This window comes from Tsukamurella sp. USMM236 (genome assembly GCF_037148755.1).
GTDB lineage: Bacteria > Actinomycetota > Actinomycetes > Mycobacteriales > Mycobacteriaceae > Tsukamurella.
The window spans coordinates 328343-351159 of record NZ_JBBCSS010000001.1 but is presented as its reverse complement, the minus strand read 5'-3'; the positions used below and the strand labels follow the sequence as shown (position 1 = coordinate 351159).

The following is a 22817-nucleotide window of genomic DNA, read 5'->3' as shown; positions in this document are numbered from 1 at the left end:
CGAACCTCGTTGCGGCCCCATCGAATCGGCGACGCCCCGGACCCGCCGGCCGGACGCCAGCTCACGGTCGCGCGGTCGCGTCCGCGTCGGCCGACCGCGAGCCCTCGGCGTCCCGGTTCTCCGGCAACGGCTCGAACGCGGTCTCGCGCAGACGGGATGAGCAGAGGGCCAGCACACCGAGAGTGACGGCGAGGTGTCCGACGACGCCGATCCAGTGACCGTCGAAGGCGATCAGCAGCCACGTGGCGGTACCGGCGGCGGTCGCCCCGCCGATCGCGGATCCGACCTGGTACGTCGCCGAGATGGCGGTGTAGCGGACCTCCCGCGGGAACTGCTCGCCGAGGAACGCCGGGATCGGCCCCTGGGCCGCGCCGACCACGAACCCGGACACGACGCTGATCGCGTAGGTCGCGGCCAGGTGGTGCAGCGGAACGATCGCGAAGTACGCGACGTAGACGGCCAGGATGAGGCCCGCGCCCCCGATCATCACCTTCTTGCGGCCGATCCGGTCCGACAGCAGCGCGAAGAACGCCGCCCCGGGGATCAGGGCGATCGCGCCGGCCAGGCTGATCAGGAGGTTGTCGGTGTCGCCGTAGCCGATCTCGGTCATGTAGGTGAGCATGAACACCGAGGTCACGTAGGCCAGCGTGATGTACCCGAAGGAGATGCCCACCGCGCACAGCACCACCGCGGGGAACCGGCGCAGCACGGTGAAGATGGGCAGCGGCTGCGCCTTCCGGTCTTCGCCGGGATGGGGCGCCGACTCCTGCGGGGCGCGCAACCGCATCACGAGGCCGAAGACCACGAGCACGCCGCCGAGCAGGAACGGGATCCGCCAGGCACCACCGGCCAGCCCGGCCCCGGAGATCGCATCGCCCGAGAGCGCACTGACCAAGGTGAACACCGCGATGCCGAGCACCGTCCCGATCCCGATCCCCACGCTGGTGAAGCTGCCCCACAGGCCGCGCCGGTCGTCGGGCGCGCTCTCGATCCCGATCAGGGCCGCACCGCCCCACTCGCCGCCCGCGGCGAAGCCCTGGACGATGCGCACCAGCACGAGTAGCACCGGGGCCAGCATCCCGACGCTGTCCGCCGTCGGCAGGCAGCCCAGGACGAAGGTCGACAGGCCCATGACCAGCAGGGTCAGGATGAGCATCGGGCGCCGGCCCACCCTGTCGCCGAAGTGGCCGATCACGAGGCCGCCGAGGGGCCGGGCGAGGAAGCCCGCCCCGAACGTGAGGAAGGAGACCAGGGTGCCCACCATGGGGCTGAGGTCGGGGAAGAAGATCTTCGGGAAGACGAGCGCCGCGGCGAGCCCGTAGATCGAGAAGTCGTAGTACTCCATCGCGGTGCCGAAGCCGGAGACGGTGAAGATCTTCCGCGCGGACGGGCGCGCGGAGTGCTGGTGGGTTGCCATGGTCGAAGTCCGATCAGAAGGTGAGGAGGCCGAGTTCTGCGGCCTCGAAGGGGGTTCCGGCCCGGTAGGACAGCGCGAAGGCGTCCAGGTCCAGGGCGACGGTGAGGAGGGTGCTCCACTGCTCGACGAGCGGGAGCGAGACGTCGGGGCGCATGATCTGGGGCGCCGTACCGTCGGCCGCGAGGGCCTTCGCGCGCGCCTGGCCGGTGCCGGAGCACAGGTCCGCACGCCGGGCGGTCATGTCGTCCATCCGCAGGTCGGTCGACGATTCCACGCGCGGGATCGTGTCCCCCACCGCCAGTCCCGGGTCGAGGAAGTGGTTGGTGTGGAACAGCCAGCCGTCCTCGCCCGGGCGGACGAGCGCCGTTCCCGCGGGGGACATCTCGATGCTCGCGGCCCGGCCGTGCCGGTCGGCGACGGTCAACACCGTCGACGCGCTGACCCGCGCGCTCCGGACGAGGTCGACGGCGTGGTCGACGCCCGTCGCCTCCTCGATGACGCGGCGTGCGACCGCGTGCACCGGCACGCCCAGGGCGCCCCCGTCCGAGCGGTGGTTGAGGATGTTGAAGTGGACGCCGACACCGGCGTCGTTGAGGCCGATCTTGCCGGACACGCCGAACTCGGTGAACAGTTTGAACCGCAGGCCGGTGTTCCCGACCCCCGCCAGCAGGAGCCCGTCCGGCGCGAGGTGGTCGTGCCAGTCCCAGGTCTGGAGGGTCTCGGGCGCCGCGCCGGGGACGGCCCGCACCATCGTCGAGCACTCCCCCTCGCGCGACGGCGCGGTGCGGGCGAGGATCTCGGTGCGGGCGTCGAGGAGGGCGACCGCGGCGAGGGGCGTCCCCGCGCCGGCGGCGAGTCCGTCGACCTCGGCGGCGAGGTGCGGGGCCCAGGCGGCCAGTTCGTCGTGGCTCGCGGCCGCGACCTCGGCGACCACGCCCGGGGCGATCCCGAGTTCCGCGAAGTGGGCCGCGTAGAGCGCGCTGATGCGCCGGATCCGCGGCGCGAAGCGGGCGCCCCTGGCACGGCCGGCCGCAGCGCCGGTCGGGGTCGTCGTGATGTCGGTGTGGAGCTGCACCCGGTCCTCTTCTCGATCGTGCGCGGCGCCCGGCGCCGCGACTGTGATCCAGACCATAGAAAAGTTAAACGTTTAATACAACGGGTTCCGCCCGTAGGATTCCGAGGATGCGGCGACGGGGCTTGACCATCAGGGATGTGGCGGCCCGCGCCGGCGTCTCGACCGCCGCGGTCTCCCAGGCGCTCAACGGCACGGGCACGCTGTCCGCGGCGACGCGGGCGCGGATCGTCGAGGTCGCGGAGGAGATGGGCTACCAGGCCGACGCCATCGCCCGCGGCCTGCAGGGCGCCCGGCTCGGCGCGGTCGGCCTGGTCTTCCGCTCGCTGGACGCGCTCGAGGACTACAACCCCGAGGGCGTGGACGTCTTCTCCCGCATCGCCGGGATGCTCAGCGTCGAGCTGCTCGAGCGCGGCAGGGGCGTCATGCTGCTGCGCGACCTCGTCACGCATGCCGCCCCGCCGCTCGCCTATTCGATGGACGGCTACATCGTGGTGAACCCGCACCACGACGACCCGGTGCTCCGGCGACTCGACGAGCGCGGCCTGTCCTACGTCACCATCGGGCGCGACCCGGGCCGCCCCGACCGGGTCGACTGGGTCTCCACGGACGACGACGCCGGGATGACGCGGATGCTCGACCACCTCGCGGACGCCGGCGCCCGGCGCATCCTGCTCGTCCGCGGCACCGACCCGAACGCATGGAACATCGACAGCGAGAACGCCTTCCGACGCTGGTGCGCCGAGACCGGCCGCGCCGATCCGGTGGTCGTCACCGTGCCGGAACGGGCCGGGGTCGACGGGGGCCGCGCCTTCGCCGGCGCCCTGGCCGACGGCGCGCACGGCCCCCTGCCGGACGCGATCGTCTGCATGACGGGCCGGCACGCCGCGGGCACCGTCGCCGCGCTCGCCGAGCGCGGGATCCGTGTCCCCGACGCGCTGCTCGTCGCCACCATGTCCGATTCCGAGCACTCCCGCACCGCGACCCCGTCGATCACCTGCATGACCGGGGCGGTGAAGGACGAGGTGCGCGCGACCGTCGCGATGCTGCTCGCGATCCTGGCGGGAGCCCCGCCCGGGGAGCCGGCGCAGATCCACACCGAGGTCGTCGTCCGGGCGTCGACGGTGCCGCCGCGGCCACCGGACGACTGCCCCCCGGCGCGCGGGATCGCAGGGGCAGGCGCATAATTCGTTCATGTCCTTCGCTCATCGAAGCGTTTCGGAGCTGGTCGGCCAGGCGGTCGGCGATCCGCTCGCGCCGTTCGCGCTCCGGCCCGAGAAGCAGCACGTCATCGCTCCCGGCGGGGACGCGGTGGTGGGCTACGCGATGCGGCTCGGCGTGGTGGTCGCGAGCGGCGACCCCGTCGGCCTCACCGCCGAGGCCCGCGCCGCGGCGATCGCGGAGTTCGTGCGGCGCGCCGGGCGCCGGCCGATCGCGGTCCTCGGCGCGGGCGAGGCGTACCGCCCGCTCTGGGAGGCGCACGGCCTGCGGGCCGTGCCGATCGGCCGCGACGTCGTGATCGACACCGGATCCTTCGACCTCGTGGGCCGACGGTTCCGCAACCTGCGGCAGGCGGTCTCCCGCACCCGCAACGCGGGCGTCACCGTCGAGATCGTGCGGGAGGGCGACGTCGCCGATCTGGACCGGCAGGCCGTCCGCCGGATGGAGACCCTCGCGGGCCACGATCCCACCCGTGGCTTCTCGATGATCCTGGGGCGCATGCTCGACGGCACCACGCCCGACGGGGTGTTCGCCCTCGCCCGGACGGCGAACGGCACCGTCTGCGCCGCGCACCGATACCTGCCCGCCGGGCCCGAGGACCTCTCACTGGACCTGCCGCTGCGCGCGCGGCGCGCGCCCAACGGGGTGGACGAGCGGCTGACGCTGGAGACCGTGGCGTGGGCGCGGGACCACGGCTACAAGCGCGTTTCGCTCGCCTTCGCGCCCTTCCCCGACCTGTTCGCCGACGACGCGACGGCCCTGCGGCACCCGTGGGCCCGGGCCGCGGCCCGGCGGGCCGTGCACGCCTTCGACCCGCTGCTGCACGTCGAGCGGTTGTACCGGTACCTGCGCAAGTACCGCTCGTTCGGCCAGGAGCGCGCGGTCCTGCTGCGGCCGCGCCAGGTCGTCCGGGTCGCGGCCGCGCTGATCCTGCTCGAGTTCGGCCGCTACGGCCGGGGCGGCCGACTCTGAACCGGCGCCGCGCCGTCAGGCCCGTGGAAGGCGGTCCTGCGCGCCGTCGACACCGAGGATTCTGCGCCCGTAGGTCGTCACCAGCGCGGCGCGTTCGGCTCCGCGCGGGGCGCCCGGCGTGCACGCGAGCTGGTTGACCGCGGTGATCGCCGCCATCACCGCGACGCGCCGCGCGGCGGGATCGGCGTCATCGACGCTGCCGTACAGGTGGACCCATTCGCCGACGTAGGCCCGCTGAGGCTCGATGAGGATTGCGCTCTCCCGCTCGGCGAGCTCGCCGATCTCGGAGACGATCGCCTGCGTCATCCCGGGGTGGCGCACCGCGAAGCCCGCGTACCGCCCCACGATCGCGTGGAGCGCAACACCGGGGTCGTCGGTGGCGGCGAGTACCTCGTCGAGATCCACCTGGACGAAACCGTTGGCGCGATGCAGGGCCGAGGAGAGGATCTCCTCCTTGCTGGCGAAGTGGTTGTAGAGGCTCGACGGCGCGAGGTCGACTGCGGCGGCGATGTCCTCCAGCGCGACCCCGTCGTAGGTCCGGGCCGCGAACAGCTCGACGGCGGCAGCGAGGATCTGCTCACGCTTGGCGATCCGGGCGAGGCCTCGCGGCGCGGCGACGGACGGCGAGTCGGCAGCGAGCGGGCCCGTCGCGGCGCGGGACACCAAGGCGGACAGGAGCGAGCGCATCGGCGGCTCGGTCGACTCCGTGGCGTGCATCGCCGTGCTGAGCAGGACGCCGAGCACCGCGATCGATCGCGCCCTCGCCCCGGCACCGTCGCCCGGCGCCGCGACCGCCGCGTCGAGGTCCGCCAGGAGGGACTCGCGGACTGCAGCGACGGCGTCCGCCGGGAGGTAGCGGGCCTCCCGGATCCACAGCCGGCCCGCGGCCCGGTGCGCGAGCGTCCGGCCGATCAGGGGTCCGAACCGGTCCGCCTCCGACCCCGCAGCGAGCGCCTCCCGCAGGCCCTGGACGTAGCCCTCGAAGGCCGCCGCGAGCATCGCCTCCTTGTTGGCGAAGTGCCGGTACAGGGCGGACGGGCGCACGCCCACGGCCTCGGCGACGGTGCTCATCGCGACGTTCTCGTAGCCGCGGGCCGCGAACGCCGCGGCGGCGGCATCGATGATCAGCTCGCGCCTGTTGGCCGGCCGCGAGCGCACCACCGATGTCGTCTCCATGGCGTCCAAGACTAGGGCGCCTAGATCATGTACCCACCCCCGCACACCAGAGTCTGCGCGCTGACGTAGTCGGACTCCGGCCGGCACAGCAGGTACACGGCGCCGGCGGCCTCCTGGGGAGTGCCCGCGCGGCCGAGCGGGATCTGGGCCGCCATCGCGTCGAGCAGCTGGGGATTGACGCCCACCTTGATCTCGCGTCCCGCGACGTCGATGCTGCCGTCGCCGCCGGCCGGGGCCTCGGTCAGGCGCGTGGTGATGAGTCCGAAGGCGACGGTGTTCACGGTGACGTTGTACCTGCCCCACTCCTTGGCGATCGTCTTGGTCAGACCCGTCACGCCCGCCTTCGCCGCGGCGTAGTTGGCCTGCCCCGCGTTGCCGCCGAGCCCGGCGATCGAGGAGATGTTGACGACCTTGCGGCAGGGCACCTCACGGCCCTCCGCGCGGGCGGCCTTGACGAGGCCCGAGATCACCGGCTGGGCGGCGCGCAGGATCCGGAACGGGGCCTTGAGGTGCACGTCGAGGATCGCGTCCCACTGCTCGTCGGTCATCTTCTGCACGACCGAGTCCCACGTGTACCCGGCGTTGTTGACGATGATGTCGAGCCCGCCGAGCTCGTCGACGGCCGTGCCGACGAAGCGGTCGGCGAAGCCCTCCTCGGTGACGCTGCCGGCGCAGGCCACGGCCCGGCCGCCCGCGGCCTCGATATCGGCGACGGTCTGCGCGGCGGGCGCCTCGTCGAGGTCGTTGACCACGACGGCGGCGCCGTCGGCGGCGAGCTTGAGGGCGATCTCGCGGCCGATGCCGCGGCCGGAACCGGTGACGACGGCGATCTTGCCGTTCAGTGCGGACATGGTTGTACTCCTTGGGGTGTGGGGTCAGAGGTCGACGACGGCGCTGCCCGTGAGCGTCGTGGTGCCGTCGGCAAGGGTGACCGTGAGGTCGAGGACGGCGGTGCCGGCGGCATCGTCGACCGCGACGACCGTGCCCCGGCAGACGGGATGGGCGTGCACGGGGGTGATGGCGACGAACCGCACCGCGAAGCTGCGGATGCGCTGCACGCCGACCCAATCCGTCAGCAGTCGGCCCAGGTGCGCCATGCCGAGCATGCCGTGGGCGAAGACGTCGTCGAGTCCGGCGGAGCGGGCGACGTCGAGGTCGATGTGCATGGGGTTGTGGTCGCCGCTCGCGCCCGCGAACAGGGCGAGGGTGGTGCGGGTGATCTCGCCGACGGCGAGCGGGGGCAGCTCCGTACCCACCTCGATGGTCGTGCTCATGCGGCGGCCTCCTGCGGGCGACGGACGACAATCGTCGAGGTGGCGGTGGCGACGGGCTCGCCGTCGCGGAGGAACTCGGACTGCTTGACCAGGAACTCGAGGGCGCCGCCGCTCTTGGCGTAGACGTCGACGATGTTCTCCCGCACGGTGATCCGGTCCCCCGCGCAGACGACGGAGAGGTGGTCGAAGCGCTGCTCGCCGTGCAGGATGTGCCGCAGGTCGATCCCGAGGGCGCCGAGGTAGCCGAAGGGATCCGGCGCCTCGAGCGCCAGTCCGAAGACGAAGGTCGGCGGCGCGGGCAGGTCGCGATGGCCCGCGGCCCGGGCCGCGTCGAGATCGGTGAACACGGGGTCGGTCTCGCCGATCGCCCGCGCGAAGAAGCGCAGCCGGCCGCGCTCGACGTCGACGGCGAACTCGGGCAGCGCCAGTGCCAGGGCGGCGTCGCGGTCGATCACCGGTCACCCCGCTCGTAGAGCGTCACCACGGCTGCGCCGCCGAGCCCGATGTTGTGCTGCAGGGCGAGGGAGGCACCGTCGACCTGGCGGGCGCCGGCCTCGCCGCGCAGCTGCCAGGACAGCTCCGCGCACTGGGCGAGGCCCGTCGCGCCGAGGGGATGTCCCTTGGACAGGAGGCCACCCGACGGGTTGGTGACCACCGCGCCGCCGTAGGTGTTGTCGCCGTCCTCGATGAACTTCTCCGCGGTGCCGTCCGGGGTGAGCCGCAGGGATTCGTAGGAGAGGATCTCGTTCGCCGTGAAACAGTCGTGCAGTTCCACGACCCGCACGTCTCCCGGGGCGACGCCCGCGGCCTCGTACACCTGATCAGCGGCGCGGCGGCTCATGTCCGCGCCCACGAGGTTCATCAGCGAGCCGTCGAATGTCGCGGCGCCATCCGTGGTCATCGCCTGCGCGGCGATCGCGACCGTCGTGCGCAGGCCGCGGGCGCGGGCGAACTCCTCGCTCACGATGATCGCGGCGGCGGCCCCGCAGGTGGGCGGGCAGCACTGCAGGCGCGTGAGCGGACCGAAGATCTGGGGAGAGGTCAGCACCTGCTCGACGGTGACCGGGTCCCGGAACACTGCGAACGGGTTGTTCGCGGCGTGGTTGCGGGCCTTGACCGCCACCTTGGCGAAGGTCTCCGGTGCGACGCCGTAGCGCTCGGCGTACTCGGCGCCCGCGCCGCCGAAGAGCTGGGCGGCGAACGGCGCTTCACTTGCACCGTTCCGCTCCTCCGCGATCGCCATGAAGTCGACGAACGGGCTCGGCCGGTCGGGCCACTTGATGGCGAGCGCGCCGCGCTCCATCTGCTCGAAGCCGAAGGCGAGCACGCAGTCCGCGGCGCCGGACGCGACGGCCTGGCGGGCGAGGAAGAGCGCGGACGAGCCGGTCGAGCAGTTGTTGTTCACGTTGACGACGGGGATCCCCGTCGTTCCGACCCGGTACAGCGCGCGCTGGCCGCTGGTCGAATCGCCGTAGACGTACCCGGCGTACGCCTGCTGCACGTCCGCGAGCTCGACGCCCGCGTCGGCGAGGGCGGCCCGGACCGCGGCGGGCGCCATCACGTCGTAGGGCTCGGCCGTGCGCGGGGTGGCGAAGGGGATCATCCCGACGCCGGCGACGTATGTCCGACTCATTTCTACCTCCGTACGATTGGATATTCACATTTATTGCACAGTCCGGCCCTGACATGCAATAGTCGATCTCGTTGTAGCCGACATCACACTGGTAGTCGTTCACTCTCCGGAGGATTGAAGTGCAGATCACCCAATCGCTGTCCCAGACCGCCCAGGCCGTGCCGCACCACGTCGTGACGGTGTACCGCGACCGCCGTCGCACGGCCGCCGAGGTCGCCGACCGCGTGGCCCGGCTCGCCGGCGCGTTCCGCGACCTCGGCGCGCGCGAGGGTGACCGGATCGGCATCCTGTCGCTCAACAGCGACCGCTACCACGAGTTCCTGCTCGCGACGCCCTGGGCGGGGTGCGTCGTCAACCCCGTCAACGTGCGCTGGAGCGCCGCCGAGATCGCCTACTCCCTCGCCGACTGCGAGACGAACGTCCTGGTCGTCGACGACGCCTTCGCGCCGCTGGTCCCGGAGCTCCGCGCGCTCGCGCCGAACGTGACCTCCGTGATCCACGCCGGCGAGGGCGCCGTCCCCGCCGGCATGCTCGGCTACGAGGAGCTGATCGCCTCCTCCGCGCCGATCGAGGACGCCCGGCGCGGCGGCGACGACCTGTACGGGATCTTCTACACCGGCGGCACCACCGGCACCCCGAAGGGCGTCATGCTCTCCCACCGCGCGTGCCTCACGTCGGCGATGGGCTCGCTGGTCACCACCGGCATGCTCAACCGCGGCGGCGTGCTCCTGCACGCCGCCCCCATGTTCCACCTCGCCGACCTCGCCGCGTGGACGATCGGGTGCCTGACCCGGGCCACGCACGTCATGGTCCCGTCGTTCACGCCGGCGGGCGTCGCCGCCGCGATCGAGGAGCACCGCGTCACGGACGCCCTGCTGGTGCCCACCATGATCCAGTTGCTCATCGACTCCCCCGAGGGCCGCGCGGCGGACCTGTCGAGCCTGACCCGGATCATGTACGGCGCCTCCCCGATCTCCGAGGCGGTGCTCGAGCGGACGCACGCCCTGGTCCCGGCTGCCCGGCTCACGCAGGCCTACGGAATGACCGAACTGGCGCCCGTCGCCACCCTCCTCACCGCCGAGGACCACGACGACCCCGCGCTACGGCGCAGCTGCGGGCGCCCCGCCGTGCACTCCGAGGTGCGGATCGTGGGTCCCGACGACGTCGAGCTGCCCCGCGGCGAGATCGGCGAGATCGTCGCCCGCGGCGACCACCTGATGACGGGCTACTGGAACAAGGAGGCCGAGACCGCGGAGGCGCTGCGCGGCGGATGGATGCACACCGGCGACGCGGGCTACATGAACGAGGACGGGTACGTCTTCGTGGCCGACCGGATCAAGGACATGGTGATCACCGGCGGCGAGAACGTCTACTCGGTGGAGGTGGAGAACGCGCTCGCCAAGCACCCCGCCGTCGCGCAGGTCGCCGTGATCGGCGTGCCCGACGAGGAGTGGGGCGAGCGGGTGCACGCCGTCGTCGTGCTCGCCGCCGGCACGTCCGTCACCGGCGACGAGCTCCGCGGTTTCGCCCGCGAGCACATCGCGAACTACAAGCTGCCGCGGTCCGTCGCCTTCGTGGAGGCGCTCCCCGTCTCCGGCGCGGGGAAGATCCTCAAGCGCGACCTGCGGCAGCAGGACTGGTCACGCGCCTGACGCACGGCCGGCGGCCGTCCCCGGACAGCACTGCGCCCCCGCCGTAAACGGCGGGGGCGCAGGACATGTCAGGAGATCAGCCCAGGCGCTGCTTGAGCGCGTCCAGCTCGTCCTTGAGGCCGGTGGGCAGCTTGTCGCCCACGAACTCGAACCACTCGTCGATCGACGGCAGCTCGCCGCGCCACTCGTCGACGTTCACGGCCAGCGCCTCGGCGACGTCCGCGACCGGGGTGTCCAGGCCGGTGAGGTCCAGCTCCTCCGGGGTGGCGACGATGCCGACCGGCGTCTCCTGGCCGGTGACGTTGCCCTCGATGCGGTCGACGATCCACTTGAGCACGCGGCTGTTCTCGCCGAATCCGGGCCACAGGAAGCGCTTGTCCTCGCCGCGGCGGAACCAGTTCACGTAGAACACGGCCGGCAGCTTGGACTCGTCGGCCTGCTTGCCGATGTTGAGCCAGTGATCGAAGTAGTCGCCCACGTTGTAGCCCAGGAAGGGCAGCATCGCCATCGGGTCGCGGCGGACGGTGCCCACCTTGCCCTCGGCGGCGGCGGTCTGCTCCGAGCCGACGGTCGCGCCCATGAAGACGCCGTGCTTCCAGTCGCGCGCCTGCGTGACCAGCGGCACCGTCGTCTTGCGGCGGCCGCCGAACAGGATGGCCGAGATCGGCACGCCCTGCGGGTCGTCCCACTCGGGGGCGATCGACGGGCACTGCGACATCGGGGTGGTGTAGCGCGAGTTCGGGTGCGCGGCCACGGTGACGACGCCGTCCTCGTTCTCGGCCGAGGAGCTCTCCCAGTCGTCGCCGCGCCAGTCGGTGAGGTGCTGCGGCGCGGCCGACATGCCCTCCCACCAGACGTCGCCGTCGTCGGTCTTGGCGACGTTGGTGAAGATGGTGTTGCCGGCGTCGATGGTCTTCATCGCGTTCGGGTTCGAGTCCATAGACGTGCCGGGGGCGACGCCGAAGAAGCCGAACTCGGGGTTCACCGCGTACAGGCGGCCGTCCTTGCCGAAGCGCATCCAGGCGATGTCGTCGCCGACGGTCTCGGCGCGCCAGCCCGGCAGGGTCGGCTGGATCATCGCGAGGTTGGTCTTACCGCAGGCCGACGGGAACGCCGCGGCGATGTAGTAGACCTTCTGCTCCGGCGAGATCAGCTTGAGGATCAGCATGTGCTCGGCGAGCCAGCCCTCGTCGTGCGCCATGGCCGAGGCGATGCGCAGCGCGTAGCACTTCTTGCCCAGCAGGGCGTTGCCGCCGTAGCCCGAGCCGTACGACCAGATCTCGCGGGTCTCCGGGAAATGGGTGATGTACTTGGTCTCGCTGCACGGCCACGCCACGTCGGCCTCGCCCGGCGCGAGCGGCTTGCCCACGGAGTGGATGGCCTTGACGAAGAAGCCCTCGTCGCCCAGCTTCTCCAGCACGGCCGAACCCATGCGGGTCATGATCTTCATCGAGACCACGACGTACGGGCTGTCGGAGAGCTCGACGCCCAGCTTCGGGTCGTCGGCGCCCAGCGGGCCCATGCAGAAGGGCACCACGTACATGGTGCGGCCCTGCATCGAGCCGCGGTAGAGGTCGGTCATCGTCGCGCGCATCTCGGCGGGACGGACCCAGTTGTTCGTCGGGCCGGCGCCCTCCTTGGTCTCCGAACAGATGTAGGTGCGCGACTCCACGCGCGCCACGTCCGCCGGGTCCGAGAGAGCCAGGAAGGAGTTGGGCTTCTTCGCGTCGTTGAGCTTGGTGAACGTGCCCGCGGCGACCATCTCCGAGGTCAGGCGATCCCACTCCTCGTCGGACCCGTCCGCCCACACCACGCGATCGGGCTGCGTGAGCTCGGCGACCTCGCGCACCCATGCGATGAGCTGCGCGTGCTTCGTGGGGACCGAATCCCCCTCGAGGCCGGGAATGGTGGCTGACGTCATGTGTGTCATCTCCGAAAGTCGTACCGAACCTTTGAACCAGTGTCACACATCGGGCAAGGTCACAGAACCGAGGGTGACGTGCAACATCTCACATCACACGTCGACCACTTCTCCTGCGCCCGGGAGGAAGCCGATGCGTACTAAGTAGTCGACGTAGACGTCGAGCCCGGCGTCCCCGACGGGGCCCCGGTCACCGTCGAGCCCGATGCGCCCGTCGGCGGCGCTCGTCGGGGTCCAGCCGCCGCCCTCGCCGACGGTCTCGCGCTCCAGACCGGCACGGATCAGCAGGATGGCGCGCGCGAGCGCCTCCGCCACCTCGGGCCGGTCCCGGAAGGCGGCGGTCTGCCGCTCCAGGAAGACGTGACCCGGCACCGCCTCGACGGGGTAGCCGCCGCGGCGCAGCGCCCCGACGATCTCGGCCCAGCTCACCCGGGAACCGCTGCCCACCTCGAGCGTCCGCAGCGGCTCGGCGCCGGCGCGCAGGACGTCGACCATCGCCTCGGCCGCCCGGTCGACGGGGGTCATCTCGATCGTCTGGTCCAGCAGCTCCGACGGTGCCGCCCCCACCGTCGCGATCGACCGGACGAGGTTCCAGAAGGCGTCGTCGGTGTTGGTGGCGCCCGACTCCAGGGACCCGGTCAGCAGGCCGGGCCGCAGGATCGTCGACCGCACGCCGCTCGCCGCCGCGAGCTCCACGACCCGCTCGGCCACCCACTTGGAGTGCGTGTACCCGGCGTCGGGGATCTCCTCGAAGGCGCCCGCCGCCGAGATGGTGGAGACGAACTGGAAGGCCGTCCCGGGTCGCCGCGAGGCCAGCTCCAGCAGGAACCGCGTCGAGTCCACGTTGGCCGCCCGCAGCCGGGGGTACGGCTCGACGTGGTTGACCCGCGCGCCGCAGTGGATGATCGCGTCGACCTGCTCGATCACGCGGTCCCAGACGGCGGCCTCGATCCCCAGGGCGGGTAGCGCGAGATCGCCGGGGAGCGCGGTGATGCGGTCCTCGTAGCCGTCCGACCAGGAGCCGTAGCCCCGCATGGTCGTGCGGATGCGCTCGAGCCCCGACGCCTCGTCGCGGGCGCGGACCAGGGCCTGCACGCGGGCCGTCGGATCGGCCTCGAGCACGGCGCGGATCAGGTGCCCGCCCAGCAGGCCGGTCGCGCCGGTGACCAGGACCTCATAGCCGGTGGGCGTCACGTCGGGCGTCGACGGCGCGAACCGCACGTCGTCGACGGGGACCTCGACCGCCCGGGGCCGGCCGGCCTCGGACAGCGACGCCAGCACCGACGCCGGGGTGGCGCTCTCGAAGAGCCCCGCGATCGGCACCCGCACCCCGAAGTCGACGTCCACGCGGTCCACCAGCCGCATCAGCGACAGCGAATCGCCGCCGAGCTCGAAGAAGGAGTCGTCGAGCCCCACGTCCTCGGCGTCGAGGACCGACTCGAACAGCGCGACCATGGCCCGCTCCTCGTCGGTCTCCGGCGCGCGGTACCCGGCGGCCGCGGCGAACACCGGCTCCGGCAGCGCCGCGCGGTCGAGCTTGCCGCTCGGGGTGAGCGGCAGGGCGTCGAGCACCACGACGAACGGGACCATCGCGGCGGGCAGCCGCCGCGCGACGACGGCGGTCACCTCGTCCGGCGCGAGGCCGGGCGCGACGACGTAGCCGACGAGCCGGCCGCCGCGGGCGCCGTCGCGCACGAGGGCGACCGCGGCGCTCACGCCGGGGACCGCGGCCAGCGCCGCCTCGACCTCGCCCAGCTCGATCCGCACGCCGCGGATCTTCACCTGGTCGTCGGCGCGGCCCACGTACTCCAGGGCACCGTCGGGCAGCCACCGCACCAGGTCGCCCGTCCGGTACATGCGCGCCCCGGACCCGCCGTACGGGTCGGCGACGAACCGCGACGCCGTGAGGCCCGGGCGGCCCACGTAGCCGCGGGCGACCGCGGCACCGGCGACGTACAGCTCGCCCACGACGCCCGGCGCGACGCGCCGGAGGGCACCGTCGAGCACCCGGACCGCCATGCCGCGGACGGGCCGGCCGATGGGCACCGGGCCGGCGCCCCCGGGGCGGATGCGCGCGAAGGAGACGGCGATCGTCGCCTCGGTGGGGCCGTAGGCGTTGACCAGCCGGCGGCCGGGGCCCCAGCGGTCGACGAGCGCGCGCGGCACGGCCTCGGCGGCCACCACCAGCGACGTGAGGCCCCGCATCCGCCCGGCGGGCACCGACGCCAGCACGGACGGGGTAAGCACCGCGTTCGTGACCCGGTGCTTCTCGACGAAGTCGGCGAGCTCGCGGCCCGCGCGCACCGTCGCCGAGACGACGAGCGTGCCGCCCGTGCCGAGGGCGCACAGCAGCTCCCACACGGCGGCGTCGAAGCCGACCGAGGCGTTGTGCAGCATCCGCGTCCCCGGGCCCAGGTCCAGCTCGTCGAAGGTCCGCACCAGGTCGGCGAGGCCGGCGTGGGTGACCGCGACGCCCTTGGGCGTGCCCGTCGAGCCGGAGGTGAAGATGACGTACGCGGCGTCCTGCGCGGTCAGCGGCGACCGCCGGTCGGCGTCCGTGACGGGCTCGTCCCCGGCATCGCCCGGGCCGGCGTCGAGCAGCGCACCGTCGACCTCGAGGACGGGGTGCGCGTCCGCGAACATGGCCTCGATGCGCTCGCGCGGCGTCGCGGCGTCGATGGGCAGGAAGGCGGCGCCCGCCTTCGCGACGCCGAGCACCACGGCGACGAAGCCGATCGAGCGCGGCGCGGTCACCGCGACCACGTCGCCCGGGCCGACGCCCTTCGCGAGGAAGCGCCGCGCCCACCGGTTCGACAACGCGTCGAGCTCGGCGTAGCTGAGCGGGGCTCCGTCGCCGGCGACCGCGCGGGAGCGGGGGCGGGCCGCGGCGCGTCGGGCGAAGAGCTCCGGGAGCGTGCGGGCCGGGACGCCGCCGATGGCGCCGCCCCAGCGGCGCACGAGCAGCCGTTCGGTCTCGCCGGTGCCGTCGACGTCGGCGAGGCGGGCGTCGGGCCGGGTGACCGCGGCGGTCAGCACGCGGCGCCACCGGTCGATCAGGTCCTCGACCCAGCCGCGGTCCAGCGCGTCGGTGCGGAAACCCGCGCGGACGTGCATGGTCCGCCCCGGGACCACCGCGACGGAGAGCGGGTAGTGGGTGGCCTCGTCGCCGTGCACGTCGACGACCTCGACGTCGGTGCCGGGGATCGTCGCGCCCGCCGTCGACGGGTAGTTCTCCACCACGAACAGCGAGTCGAAGAGCTCGTCCCGGCCGGTGGCGCGGGCGATCTCGGTGAGGCCGAGGTGCTGGTGGTCGAGCAGGCGCACGTACTGCTCCTGCACGCCGAGGACGACCTCGCGGACCGTCGCGCGCGGATCGAGGGGGACCCGCACCGGCGAGGTGGTGATGAGCAGGCCCACCAGGTCCTCGACGCCGTCGAGCTGCGCGGGGCGGCCCGACTGCACGGACCCGAAGACCACGTCGCCGCGGCCGGTCGCGCCGCCCAGCGCGATCGCCCACGTCGCCTGCAGCACCGCGCCGGGCGTGGTGCCGAGCGTGCCCGCGAGGCGGGTGACGGCCGCGTTGAGGTTGTCGGGGACGATCGCACGCACCTCGTCGTGTCCCTCGCCCGACGGTCCGCCGTCGGCCCCGGACCGCAGCGGGCGGTCGCGCGCGACGAGCGTCGGCTCGTCGAGGCCGTCCAACTCCGCCGCCCAGGCGGCGCGCGCGGCCTCCCGGTCGCGCCCCTGCAGCCAGGTGAAGTAGTCGCGCAGGCCCGCCCGCGGCCCGCCGAGGGCGTCGGGATCGATGCCCGCGTACCCCGCCAGGAGATCGCGGAAGATCACCGGCGCCGACCAGCCGTCCCACAGGATGTGGTGGTTCGTCACCACCAGCCGCACGTCGCGCTCGCCCACCCGGACCAGCAGGAACCGCATGCCGGGTTCGCGGTCGAGGCGGAAGCCGCGGCGCCGCTCGGCGGCGGCCAGCTCGACGAACCGGGCGTCCGGGTCGTCCTCCGCGCGCACGTCCTCGTGGCGGAAGGGCACCGGCCCGGGCGCCGCGATGACCTGGACGGGGGCGTCCAGCCCGTCGGCGACGAACCGGGCGCGCAGCGCCTCGCGGCGGGCCAGCAGCGCGCGCACCGATTCGGCGAAGCGGTCCTCGTCGAGGACGCCCTCGAAGTCGATCACCGTCTGCACGACGTACGGATCGGCGGCGTCGCCCGCCGCGTCGCCGAGCTCGGCGTGGTAGCGGAATCCCTGCTGCAGCAGCGTCAGCGGCAGCACGTCCTCCAGGCCCGGGTACCGCTCGTCGAGGCAATCGACCTGCTCGCCCGTGAGCGCGACCAGCGGGAAGTCCGACGGGGTGTGCCCGCCGCCGCTGCCCGCCGCGGCCACCACGTCACGCAGCGCGTCGAACCACAGGGCGCCGAGCCGGCGGACCGCATCCTCGTCGATCAGCGCCGGTGCCCAGGTCCAGGCCGCGACCAGCTCGGGCCCGTCCGCGCCGTCGCGGGCGACGGCGTTCACCTCGACGGCGTGCATCAGCGCGAGCGCGTCCGGCGCCGGGGAGAGATCGGGGAAGCGACGGTCGGGCGCCCATGCCTGATCGCCCGCGCTGGTCGTGCGGCCCAGGTAGTTGAAGCCGATCTCCGGCTGCGGCAGCCCGGCGAGGGCCTGGGCCGTCTCCGCGTTGGCATACCGCGCGAGGCCGTAGCCGAGGCCGCCGCCGGGCAAGGCCCGCAGTTGCTCCTTGATGCGCTTGACCGCCGTGGCGGGGCCGTCCGTGCCCGGCCGCAGCCGCACGGGGTGGACGTTCGTGAACCACCCGACGGTGCGCGCGAGGTCCAGCCCGGGCGCCAGGGACTCGTCGCGGCCATGGGTCTCCACCTCGACGAGCGCGGAGTCGGCGTCGCGGCCGCGCTCGCCCGCCCACGCGGTGACCGCGGTCGCGAAGGCCGCGAGCAGCACGTCCTGCACGCCCGCGTGGAAGGACTCCGGCACCGCACCGAGCAGCGGCCCGGCGATCTCTGCGGGCAGCGTCAGCTCCGCGCGGCCGGCCGCGCCGTGGGTGTCGCGGGCGGGGTCGAGGGCGCCGTCGACCAGCGACGGCGCACCGTCGAGCACCGACCGCCAGTGCGCGACGTCCTCCGGCCCCACCTGCGCGGCGCGGTCCGCGAGCACCGTCGACCAGCGGCGGAAGGAGCTGCCCACCGGGGCCGTCACCACGGGCCGGCCCGTCGAGGCGGCGTGCCAGCCCGTCGCGAGGTCGGTGAGCAGGATGCGCCAGGACACCCCGTCGACCACGAAGTGGTGGGCCGCGACCAGCAGCGCGCCCTCCCGCTCCGGGCCCAGGTCGAACCACACGACCCGCAGCAGCGACGGTGCGCCGGGCCGCAGCAGGGACGTCACGCGGCGGTGCTGCGCGGCGATCATCGCGCCGACCTCGTCGATCGACAGACCGGTGGCGTCGACGCGGTCCACGACGTCGGCCGCGGCGACGGCACCGACGGGCCGCACCACGAGCGACGAGCCGCCCCCGGGCGCCGTGCCGATCTCCGCGCGGAGGGCGTCGTGCCGGTCGAGGATCGCCTGCGTCAGGGCGTGCAGCGTCTCCGTGCCCACGCCCGACGGGGTGCGGACCAGCACCGACTGGTGGAAGCCCTCGGGGGTGCCGCCGTGCGCGGCGAACCAGGACAGGACCGGTGTGGGCGCGATCTCGCCGACGCCGTCGTCGGGCACCGCGTCGGCGGGGTCGGCCCGGCGGGCCACCGCCGCGAGGCCCGCGACGGTGCGGTGCGCGAAGACGTCGTGCGCGGTGATGGTGAGGCCCGCGGCGCGGGCGCGGCCGACCAACTGGATCGACGTGATGGAGTCTCCGCCCAGCTCGAAGAAGGAGTCGTCGACGCCGACCTGCTCGCGGCCGAGCACCTCGGCGAAGACCCCGGCGAGGATCTCCTCGGCGGAGGTCACGGGCGCCCGGTACGGGGCGTCGTCGCCGGCGTCGGGCACGTGCAGCGCCGCGCGGTCGACCTTGCCGTTCGCGGTGAGCGGCAGCGCGTCGAGCACGAGCACCCGGGCGGGCACCATGTGCGCGGGCAGCCGCCGGGCGGCGTGCGCCCGGACGTCCGCCTCGGACGCCGTGCCGGTGACGTACCCGACGAGGCGCCGGGCGGCACCGTCGCCCTGCACGACGACGGCCGCGCCGCCGACGCCGGGGCACGCCGCGAGCGCCGCCTCGACCTCGCCGGGCTCGATCCGGAAGCCGCGGAGCTTCACCTGGTCGTCGGCGCGGCCCACGTACTCCAGCTCGCCGCCGGGCAGCCAGCGCACCAGGTCGCCGGTGCGGTAGACGCGCGCGCCGTCGGCGCCGAGGGGGTCGGCGACGAAGCGCGACGCGGTGAGCGCGGGCAGGCCCGCGTAGCCGCGGGCCACGCCGGGCCCGCCGACGTACAGCTCGCCCACGACGCCCGGCGGCACGCGCCGCAGCCCGGCGTCGAGGACGTAGGCGCGGGAGCCGCCGATGGGCTTGCCGATGGAGACGGCGCCCTCCCCCGGGGTCAGCGGCCCGACGGTCGCGGCGACGGTGAGCTCGGTGGGGCCGTAGGCGTTGATCAGCCGCCGGCCCGGCGCCCAGGTCTCGACGAGCGCGCGGGTGACGGCCTCGGCGCCGACGGTGAGCGAGGTGAGGCCGGGCATCCGGCCCGGCGTGATCGACGCCAGCACCGAGGGGGTGATGAGCGCGTGCGTGACGCCGTGCTCCTCCACGAAGTCGGCGAGCTCGTCGCCCACGCGGGTCTCGCCGGAGATCCGCAGCGTGCCGCCGGTGGCGAGGGCGCTGAGCAGGTCCCAGAAGGAGATGTCGAAGCCGACGGAGAAGTTCGACAGCACCTGCGCACCCGCGCCCGCGCCGGTCCCGGCGGCGATCGCGGCGGCCAGGCCCGCGGCGCCGGCGTGCGGCACGACCACGCCCTTGGGGGTGCCGGTGGTGCCGGAGGTGTAGACGACGTACGCGGCGTCGTCGGGCCGCAGCGGCCCGCCGCGCTCGGCGTCGGTGAGCGGGGAATCGTCGAATTCGCGCAGGTCGGGGGCGGTGTCGGCGCCGATCACGAAGCGCGGCGCCGCGTCCTCCAACAGGAACGCGATGCGCTCGGCGGGGTACGCGGGATCGATCGGCAGGTAGGCGGCGCCGGCGCGCAGCACGGCCAGCTCCGCCACGATCAGGCGCGCCGAGCGCGGCACGGTCAGCGCGACCACGTCGCCCGGCCCGACGCCCTCGCCGCGCAGGTAGCGCGCCCAGCGGTTCGCCTCGCGGTCGAGCTCGGCGTAGGTCAACGACTCGTCGTCGTCGGCGAGGGCGAGCGCATCGGGCGTCGCCGCGATCCACTCGTCGATCAGGCCGGGGACGGTCGCGGTGCGCTCGGGGCCCGACGGTGCGCCCCACGCCGCGAGGGTCGCGGGCTCGGTGTCCAGCAGCACGTCGAGGGCGGCCACCCGCGTCCGCGGGTCCGCGGCGACCTGCTCGAGCAGCCGCCGCCAGCGGGCGACGAGAGCCTCGACGGTGGCGCGGTCGAAGACGTCGGTGCGGTACTCGACGCCGCCGGTGAGGCCGTCGGCGGACTCGGTGACGCTGAACAGCAGGTCGGCACGGGAGGTCCCGGCGGCCATCGGCGTCGCCTCGGCGCCGAGCACGTCGCGCAGGTCGCCCCAGCCCGGATCCTCGTTCCAGCCGAGGATCACCTGGAAGATCGGGTGCCGGTCGGCGGAGCCGCGCGGCTGCATCGCCACCATCTCACCGAAGGGGACGTCCTGGTTCGCGTAGGCGTCGAGCACCGTCGACCGGGTGCGCCGCAGGTAGTCGCCGAACTCCGCCGACCAGTCGACGGTGGTGCGCAGCGGCAGCAGGTTGACGAACATGCCGACCACGTCGTCGCACGACGCGGGGCGGCCGGACGCGGCGGTGCCGATCACCACGTCGTCGCCGGCGCCGAGCTTGGACAGCAGCGCCGCGAGGGCGGCGTAGTGGACCATGAACAGGCTCGCGCCGTGCGCGCGCGCGAGCTTCCGCAGGGGCTCGGCGAGCTCCGCGGGCCACGCGAAATCGACGGTGCCGCCGTCGAATTCGTTGTCGACGGGGTACGGGCGATCCACGGGCAGCACGGTCTCGGCCGGCGCACCGTCGAGCGTGCGGCGCCAGAAGTCGCGCTGCGCGACGACGGGACCGTCGGGGTCTCGCAGCCGCTCGAGCTGCCAGGCCGCGAAGTCCGCGTACTGCACGGCCAGGGCGCCGAGGTCCGGCGCGACGCCGGAGCGGCGGGCGGCGTAGGCGGCGACGAGGTCGCGCAGCAGCGGTCCCACGGAGGCGCCGTCGCCGGCGGTGTGGTGCAGCACGAGGACCATGCGGGGCGGCTCGTCCGGGTCGGGATCCTCGAGCAGCCAGCCGCGGAAGGGCGGCTCGGCGGCGAGGTCGAAGGCGTACGCCGCGCACTCCCGGGCGACGGCGTCGCGTTCCTCGGCGGGGACGGTGCGCCGCTCCAGCAGGCGGTCGTCGTCGATGGGGACGGCGAGGTCCTGCACCACGTCGTCGCCGCGCAGCCGGAGAACGGTGCGCAGCGCCCGGTGCCCCACCACCACGTCGCGCACGGCGCGGGCCATCGCGGCGGCGTCGATCGGCTCGTCGAAGTCCAGGACCAGCGGCATGTTGTAGACCGGCGAGGGTCCGCCCAGCTGGAAGTCGCGGAACAGCCCCGCCTGCGCGTGCGAGGCGGGGGCCTCCGTCACGTCGCCCAGGGACGGGATCGACGGGCCGGCCGGGCGGGAGGTCGACGGTGCCGTCTCGTCCACGATGGCGTGCGCGAGGCCGCTCAGGGGTCGGACCGTCGGGGCGGCGACGGGCGGCGCGGTCGCGATCAGCGCGGCGATGCCGCGGGGCGTGGGGTTGTCGAAGACCTCCACCACGGGGACCTGCACACCCCTCAGCTCGGCGATCCGGTCGGTGACCCGGACCGCGACCAGCGAGGTGCCGCCCAGGTCGAACAGCGAGTCGTCCGGGCCCACCTCGGGCACGCCGAGGATGCCGCCGAGCATCTCGGCGACGAGCGCGACGTCGTCCCCACCGGTCGCCGCGGCGGCAGGGGTCGCGGGCGCCTCGGGCGCGACGTCCTCGGGCACGGCCTCGAGCAACGGCCCGAGGAGCGCGTCGGGGTCGGCGACGAGCGCCGCGATGGCGCCGCGCCACTCGGCCGCGAGCGCCGCGACCTGCGGGGCGTCGAAGACCCCGGCCCGGCCGCGGACGTCGAGGGTGAGCCCACCGTCCACGACGAGGGCGACGAGGGCGAGGTGCCGGACGGGCCCGGCGTTGACCACCTCGGTGCCGCCGGGCACGCCCGCGAAGTCCTCGGGCACCGGCTGCAGGTAGTTGACGACCACGCCGGTCGAGCCGTGCTCGCCGTCGAGCGGGCGGCCGCGCTGGTGCAGGAAGGCCTGGCGGATCGCGGCGTCGACGGCCCGCAGGCACGCGCGCACGGTGCCCTCCCGGGGCAGGTCGACGCGCACCGCGATGGTGGTCCCGGCGGCACCATCGGTGTCGAGGCCGGTCTCGTCGATGCGTCCCGAGACGGGCAGGTCCACCCGCACGCGCTCGGCGCCGGTGCGTCGCGCGGCGACGAGCGCGGCGGCCACGACGGCGACGGTGAAGTTCCGCACGCCCACGGCGCGGGCCTCGGCGTCGAGGCTGCGGACCAGGTCCGCGGGGACGGACAGCAGGGGCGCGCGGACCTGGCCGCTCGCCCCGCCCGACGGTGCGCCGCCCGGCAGGACGGCGGGCCCCGGGAGGCCGGCGCCGCGCCAGTAGGCGGCGTCCTCCCCGCGGTCCTGGGAGGAGAGGTAGCCGGACTCGGCGGCGAGCAGCGCCCTTAGCGGCCGGATGGGGTCCGCGTCGAGCGAGCGGCCCTCGACGAGGGCCGTGTACGCGGCGGCGATCGCGGCGCGGACGCGGGCGGCGGTGTAGCCGTCGGCGACGGCGAGATCGCATTCGAGGAGCAGCCGCACCCGGCGCTCGGAGGTGCGGACGAGCGCCAGGCGGACGCGGGGCTCCCGCGGAGGCGAGGCCAGACGGTCCGCGGCGAACCGCCGGGCCGCCTCCTCGGGGTCGGCCTCGCGCCGGAGGTCGACCTCCTCCACGACAACGGTGGTACCGGCACCGACGTGCTGGGTGTGCGCCTTCTCGTCGATCCGCGTCACGAGGGGCTCGGCGGCGGTCGCCACGTAGGCGGCGGCGCGGCGCAGCACGGCGTCATCGATGTCCCCGTCGAGGACGACGTACTCGCTGATCATCCACACCGGGCCCGCGCCGTCGGCGCGGCGGGCGGCGAGGATGTACTCCTGCGCCCGAGTCAGCGCCACACCGGCGCGCGCGGCGCGCCTCGTCTTGAACCGGTTCGCCATGGTTCCCCCTCAATCAGGTTTGCGATCGCAACCTTA

At 74.0% G+C, this 22817-nt stretch carries 12 protein-coding genes; 3 read left to right on the top strand and 9 right to left on the bottom strand.

From position 1 onward, the window contains the following. Positions 1-61 precede the first annotated feature (61 nt). Positions 62-1417 (bottom strand): MFS transporter, encoded by a 1356-nt coding sequence (locus WFK95_RS01510; protein WP_336669675.1) that lies wholly within the window; start codon positions 1415-1417, stop codon positions 62-64. Positions 1418-1430: 13 nt separating this feature from the next. Then, positions 1431-2549: a C45 family peptidase gene (locus tag WFK95_RS01505; RefSeq protein WP_336669674.1), complete on the bottom strand. Its 1119-nt coding sequence runs from the start codon at positions 2547-2549 to the stop codon at positions 1431-1433. Between the two features lie 65 nt (positions 2550-2614). Between WFK95_RS01505 and WFK95_RS01500 the strand changes: the two genes are divergently transcribed. Next, positions 2615-3676, top strand: coding sequence for a LacI family DNA-binding transcriptional regulator (locus WFK95_RS01500; protein ID WP_336669673.1), 1062 nt, complete (start codon positions 2615-2617; stop codon positions 3674-3676). A gap of 7 nt (positions 3677-3683) precedes the next feature. Further along, the gene (locus WFK95_RS01495) at positions 3684-4682 is read left to right on the top strand and encodes a phosphatidylglycerol lysyltransferase domain-containing protein (protein ID WP_336669672.1); all 999 of its coding nucleotides are present in this window, start codon (positions 3684-3686) and stop codon (positions 4680-4682) included. A gap of 15 nt (positions 4683-4697) precedes the next feature. Here WFK95_RS01495 and WFK95_RS01490 read toward each other — a convergent pair whose 3' ends face one another. Genes WFK95_RS01490 through WFK95_RS01470 form a run of 5 tightly spaced genes read right to left on the bottom strand, consistent with a single transcriptional unit; the run spans position 4698 to position 8765 of the window. After that, positions 4698-5858: a TetR/AcrR family transcriptional regulator gene (locus WFK95_RS01490; RefSeq protein WP_336669671.1), complete on the bottom strand. Its 1161-nt coding sequence runs from the start codon at positions 5856-5858 to the stop codon at positions 4698-4700. Between the two features lie 20 nt (positions 5859-5878). Continuing rightward, positions 5879-6709 (bottom strand): SDR family NAD(P)-dependent oxidoreductase, encoded by an 831-nt coding sequence (locus WFK95_RS01485; protein WP_224650516.1) that lies wholly within the window; start codon positions 6707-6709, stop codon positions 5879-5881. Positions 6710-6733: 24 nt separating this feature from the next. After that, positions 6734-7132 carry a MaoC/PaaZ C-terminal domain-containing protein gene (locus tag WFK95_RS01480; protein WP_336669670.1) on the bottom strand — a complete coding sequence of 133 codons (399 nt, stop codon included), beginning with the start codon at positions 7130-7132 and terminating at the stop codon, positions 6734-6736. Beyond that, the gene (locus WFK95_RS01475) at positions 7129-7587 is read right to left on the bottom strand and encodes a MaoC family dehydratase N-terminal domain-containing protein (protein ID WP_336669669.1); all 459 of its coding nucleotides are present in this window, start codon (positions 7585-7587) and stop codon (positions 7129-7131) included. Before WFK95_RS01475 ends, WFK95_RS01480 begins: the two co-directional genes overlap by 4 nt. Next, entirely contained in the window at positions 7584-8765 is a 1182-nt protein-coding gene (locus tag WFK95_RS01470; RefSeq protein WP_336669668.1) for a lipid-transfer protein, read from the bottom strand. Before WFK95_RS01470 ends, WFK95_RS01475 begins: the two co-directional genes overlap by 4 nt. Positions 8766-8884: 119 nt before the next feature. Between WFK95_RS01470 and WFK95_RS01465 the strand changes: the two genes are divergently transcribed. After that, positions 8885-10417: a long-chain-fatty-acid--CoA ligase gene (locus tag WFK95_RS01465; protein ID WP_224650497.1), complete on the top strand. Its 1533-nt coding sequence runs from the start codon at positions 8885-8887 to the stop codon at positions 10415-10417. Positions 10418-10493: 76 nt separating this feature from the next. Here WFK95_RS01465 and WFK95_RS01460 read toward each other — a convergent pair whose 3' ends face one another. Both WFK95_RS01460 and WFK95_RS01455 read right to left on the bottom strand, forming a co-directional pair. Beyond that, positions 10494-12338, bottom strand: coding sequence for a phosphoenolpyruvate carboxykinase (GTP) (locus WFK95_RS01460; RefSeq protein ID WP_224650494.1), 1845 nt, complete (start codon positions 12336-12338; stop codon positions 10494-10496). A gap of 93 nt (positions 12339-12431) precedes the next feature. Beyond that, positions 12432-22781: an amino acid adenylation domain-containing protein gene (locus tag WFK95_RS01455; protein ID WP_336669667.1), complete on the bottom strand. Its 10350-nt coding sequence runs from the start codon at positions 22779-22781 to the stop codon at positions 12432-12434. Positions 22782-22817 lie beyond the last annotated feature (36 nt).

Excerpts from the sequence above, each read along its gene's own strand:
- WFK95_RS01455 (WP_336669667.1), bottom strand. The coding sequence starts at position 22,781 with ATGGCGAACCGGTTCAAGACGAGGCGCGCCGCGCGCGCCGGTGTGGCG.
- WFK95_RS01510 (WP_336669675.1), bottom strand. The coding sequence starts at position 1,417 with ATGGCAACCCACCAGCACTCCGCGCGCCCGTCCGCGCGGAAGATCTTC.
- WFK95_RS01495 (WP_336669672.1), top strand. The coding sequence starts at position 3,684 with ATGTCCTTCGCTCATCGAAGCGTTTCGGAGCTGGTCGGCCAGGCGGTC.
- WFK95_RS01505 (WP_336669674.1), bottom strand. The coding sequence starts at position 2,549 with ATGGTCTGGATCACAGTCGCGGCGCCGGGCGCCGCGCACGATCGAGAA.
- WFK95_RS01480 (WP_336669670.1), bottom strand. The coding sequence starts at position 7,132 with ATGAGCACGACCATCGAGGTGGGTACGGAGCTGCCCCCGCTCGCCGTC.
- WFK95_RS01460 (WP_224650494.1), bottom strand. The coding sequence starts at position 12,338 with ATGACGTCAGCCACCATTCCCGGCCTCGAGGGGGATTCGGTCCCCACG.
- WFK95_RS01490 (WP_336669671.1), bottom strand. The coding sequence starts at position 5,858 with ATGGAGACGACATCGGTGGTGCGCTCGCGGCCGGCCAACAGGCGCGAG.
- WFK95_RS01485 (WP_224650516.1), bottom strand. The coding sequence starts at position 6,709 with ATGTCCGCACTGAACGGCAAGATCGCCGTCGTCACCGGTTCCGGCCGC.
- WFK95_RS01470 (WP_336669668.1), bottom strand. The coding sequence starts at position 8,765 with ATGAGTCGGACATACGTCGCCGGCGTCGGGATGATCCCCTTCGCCACC.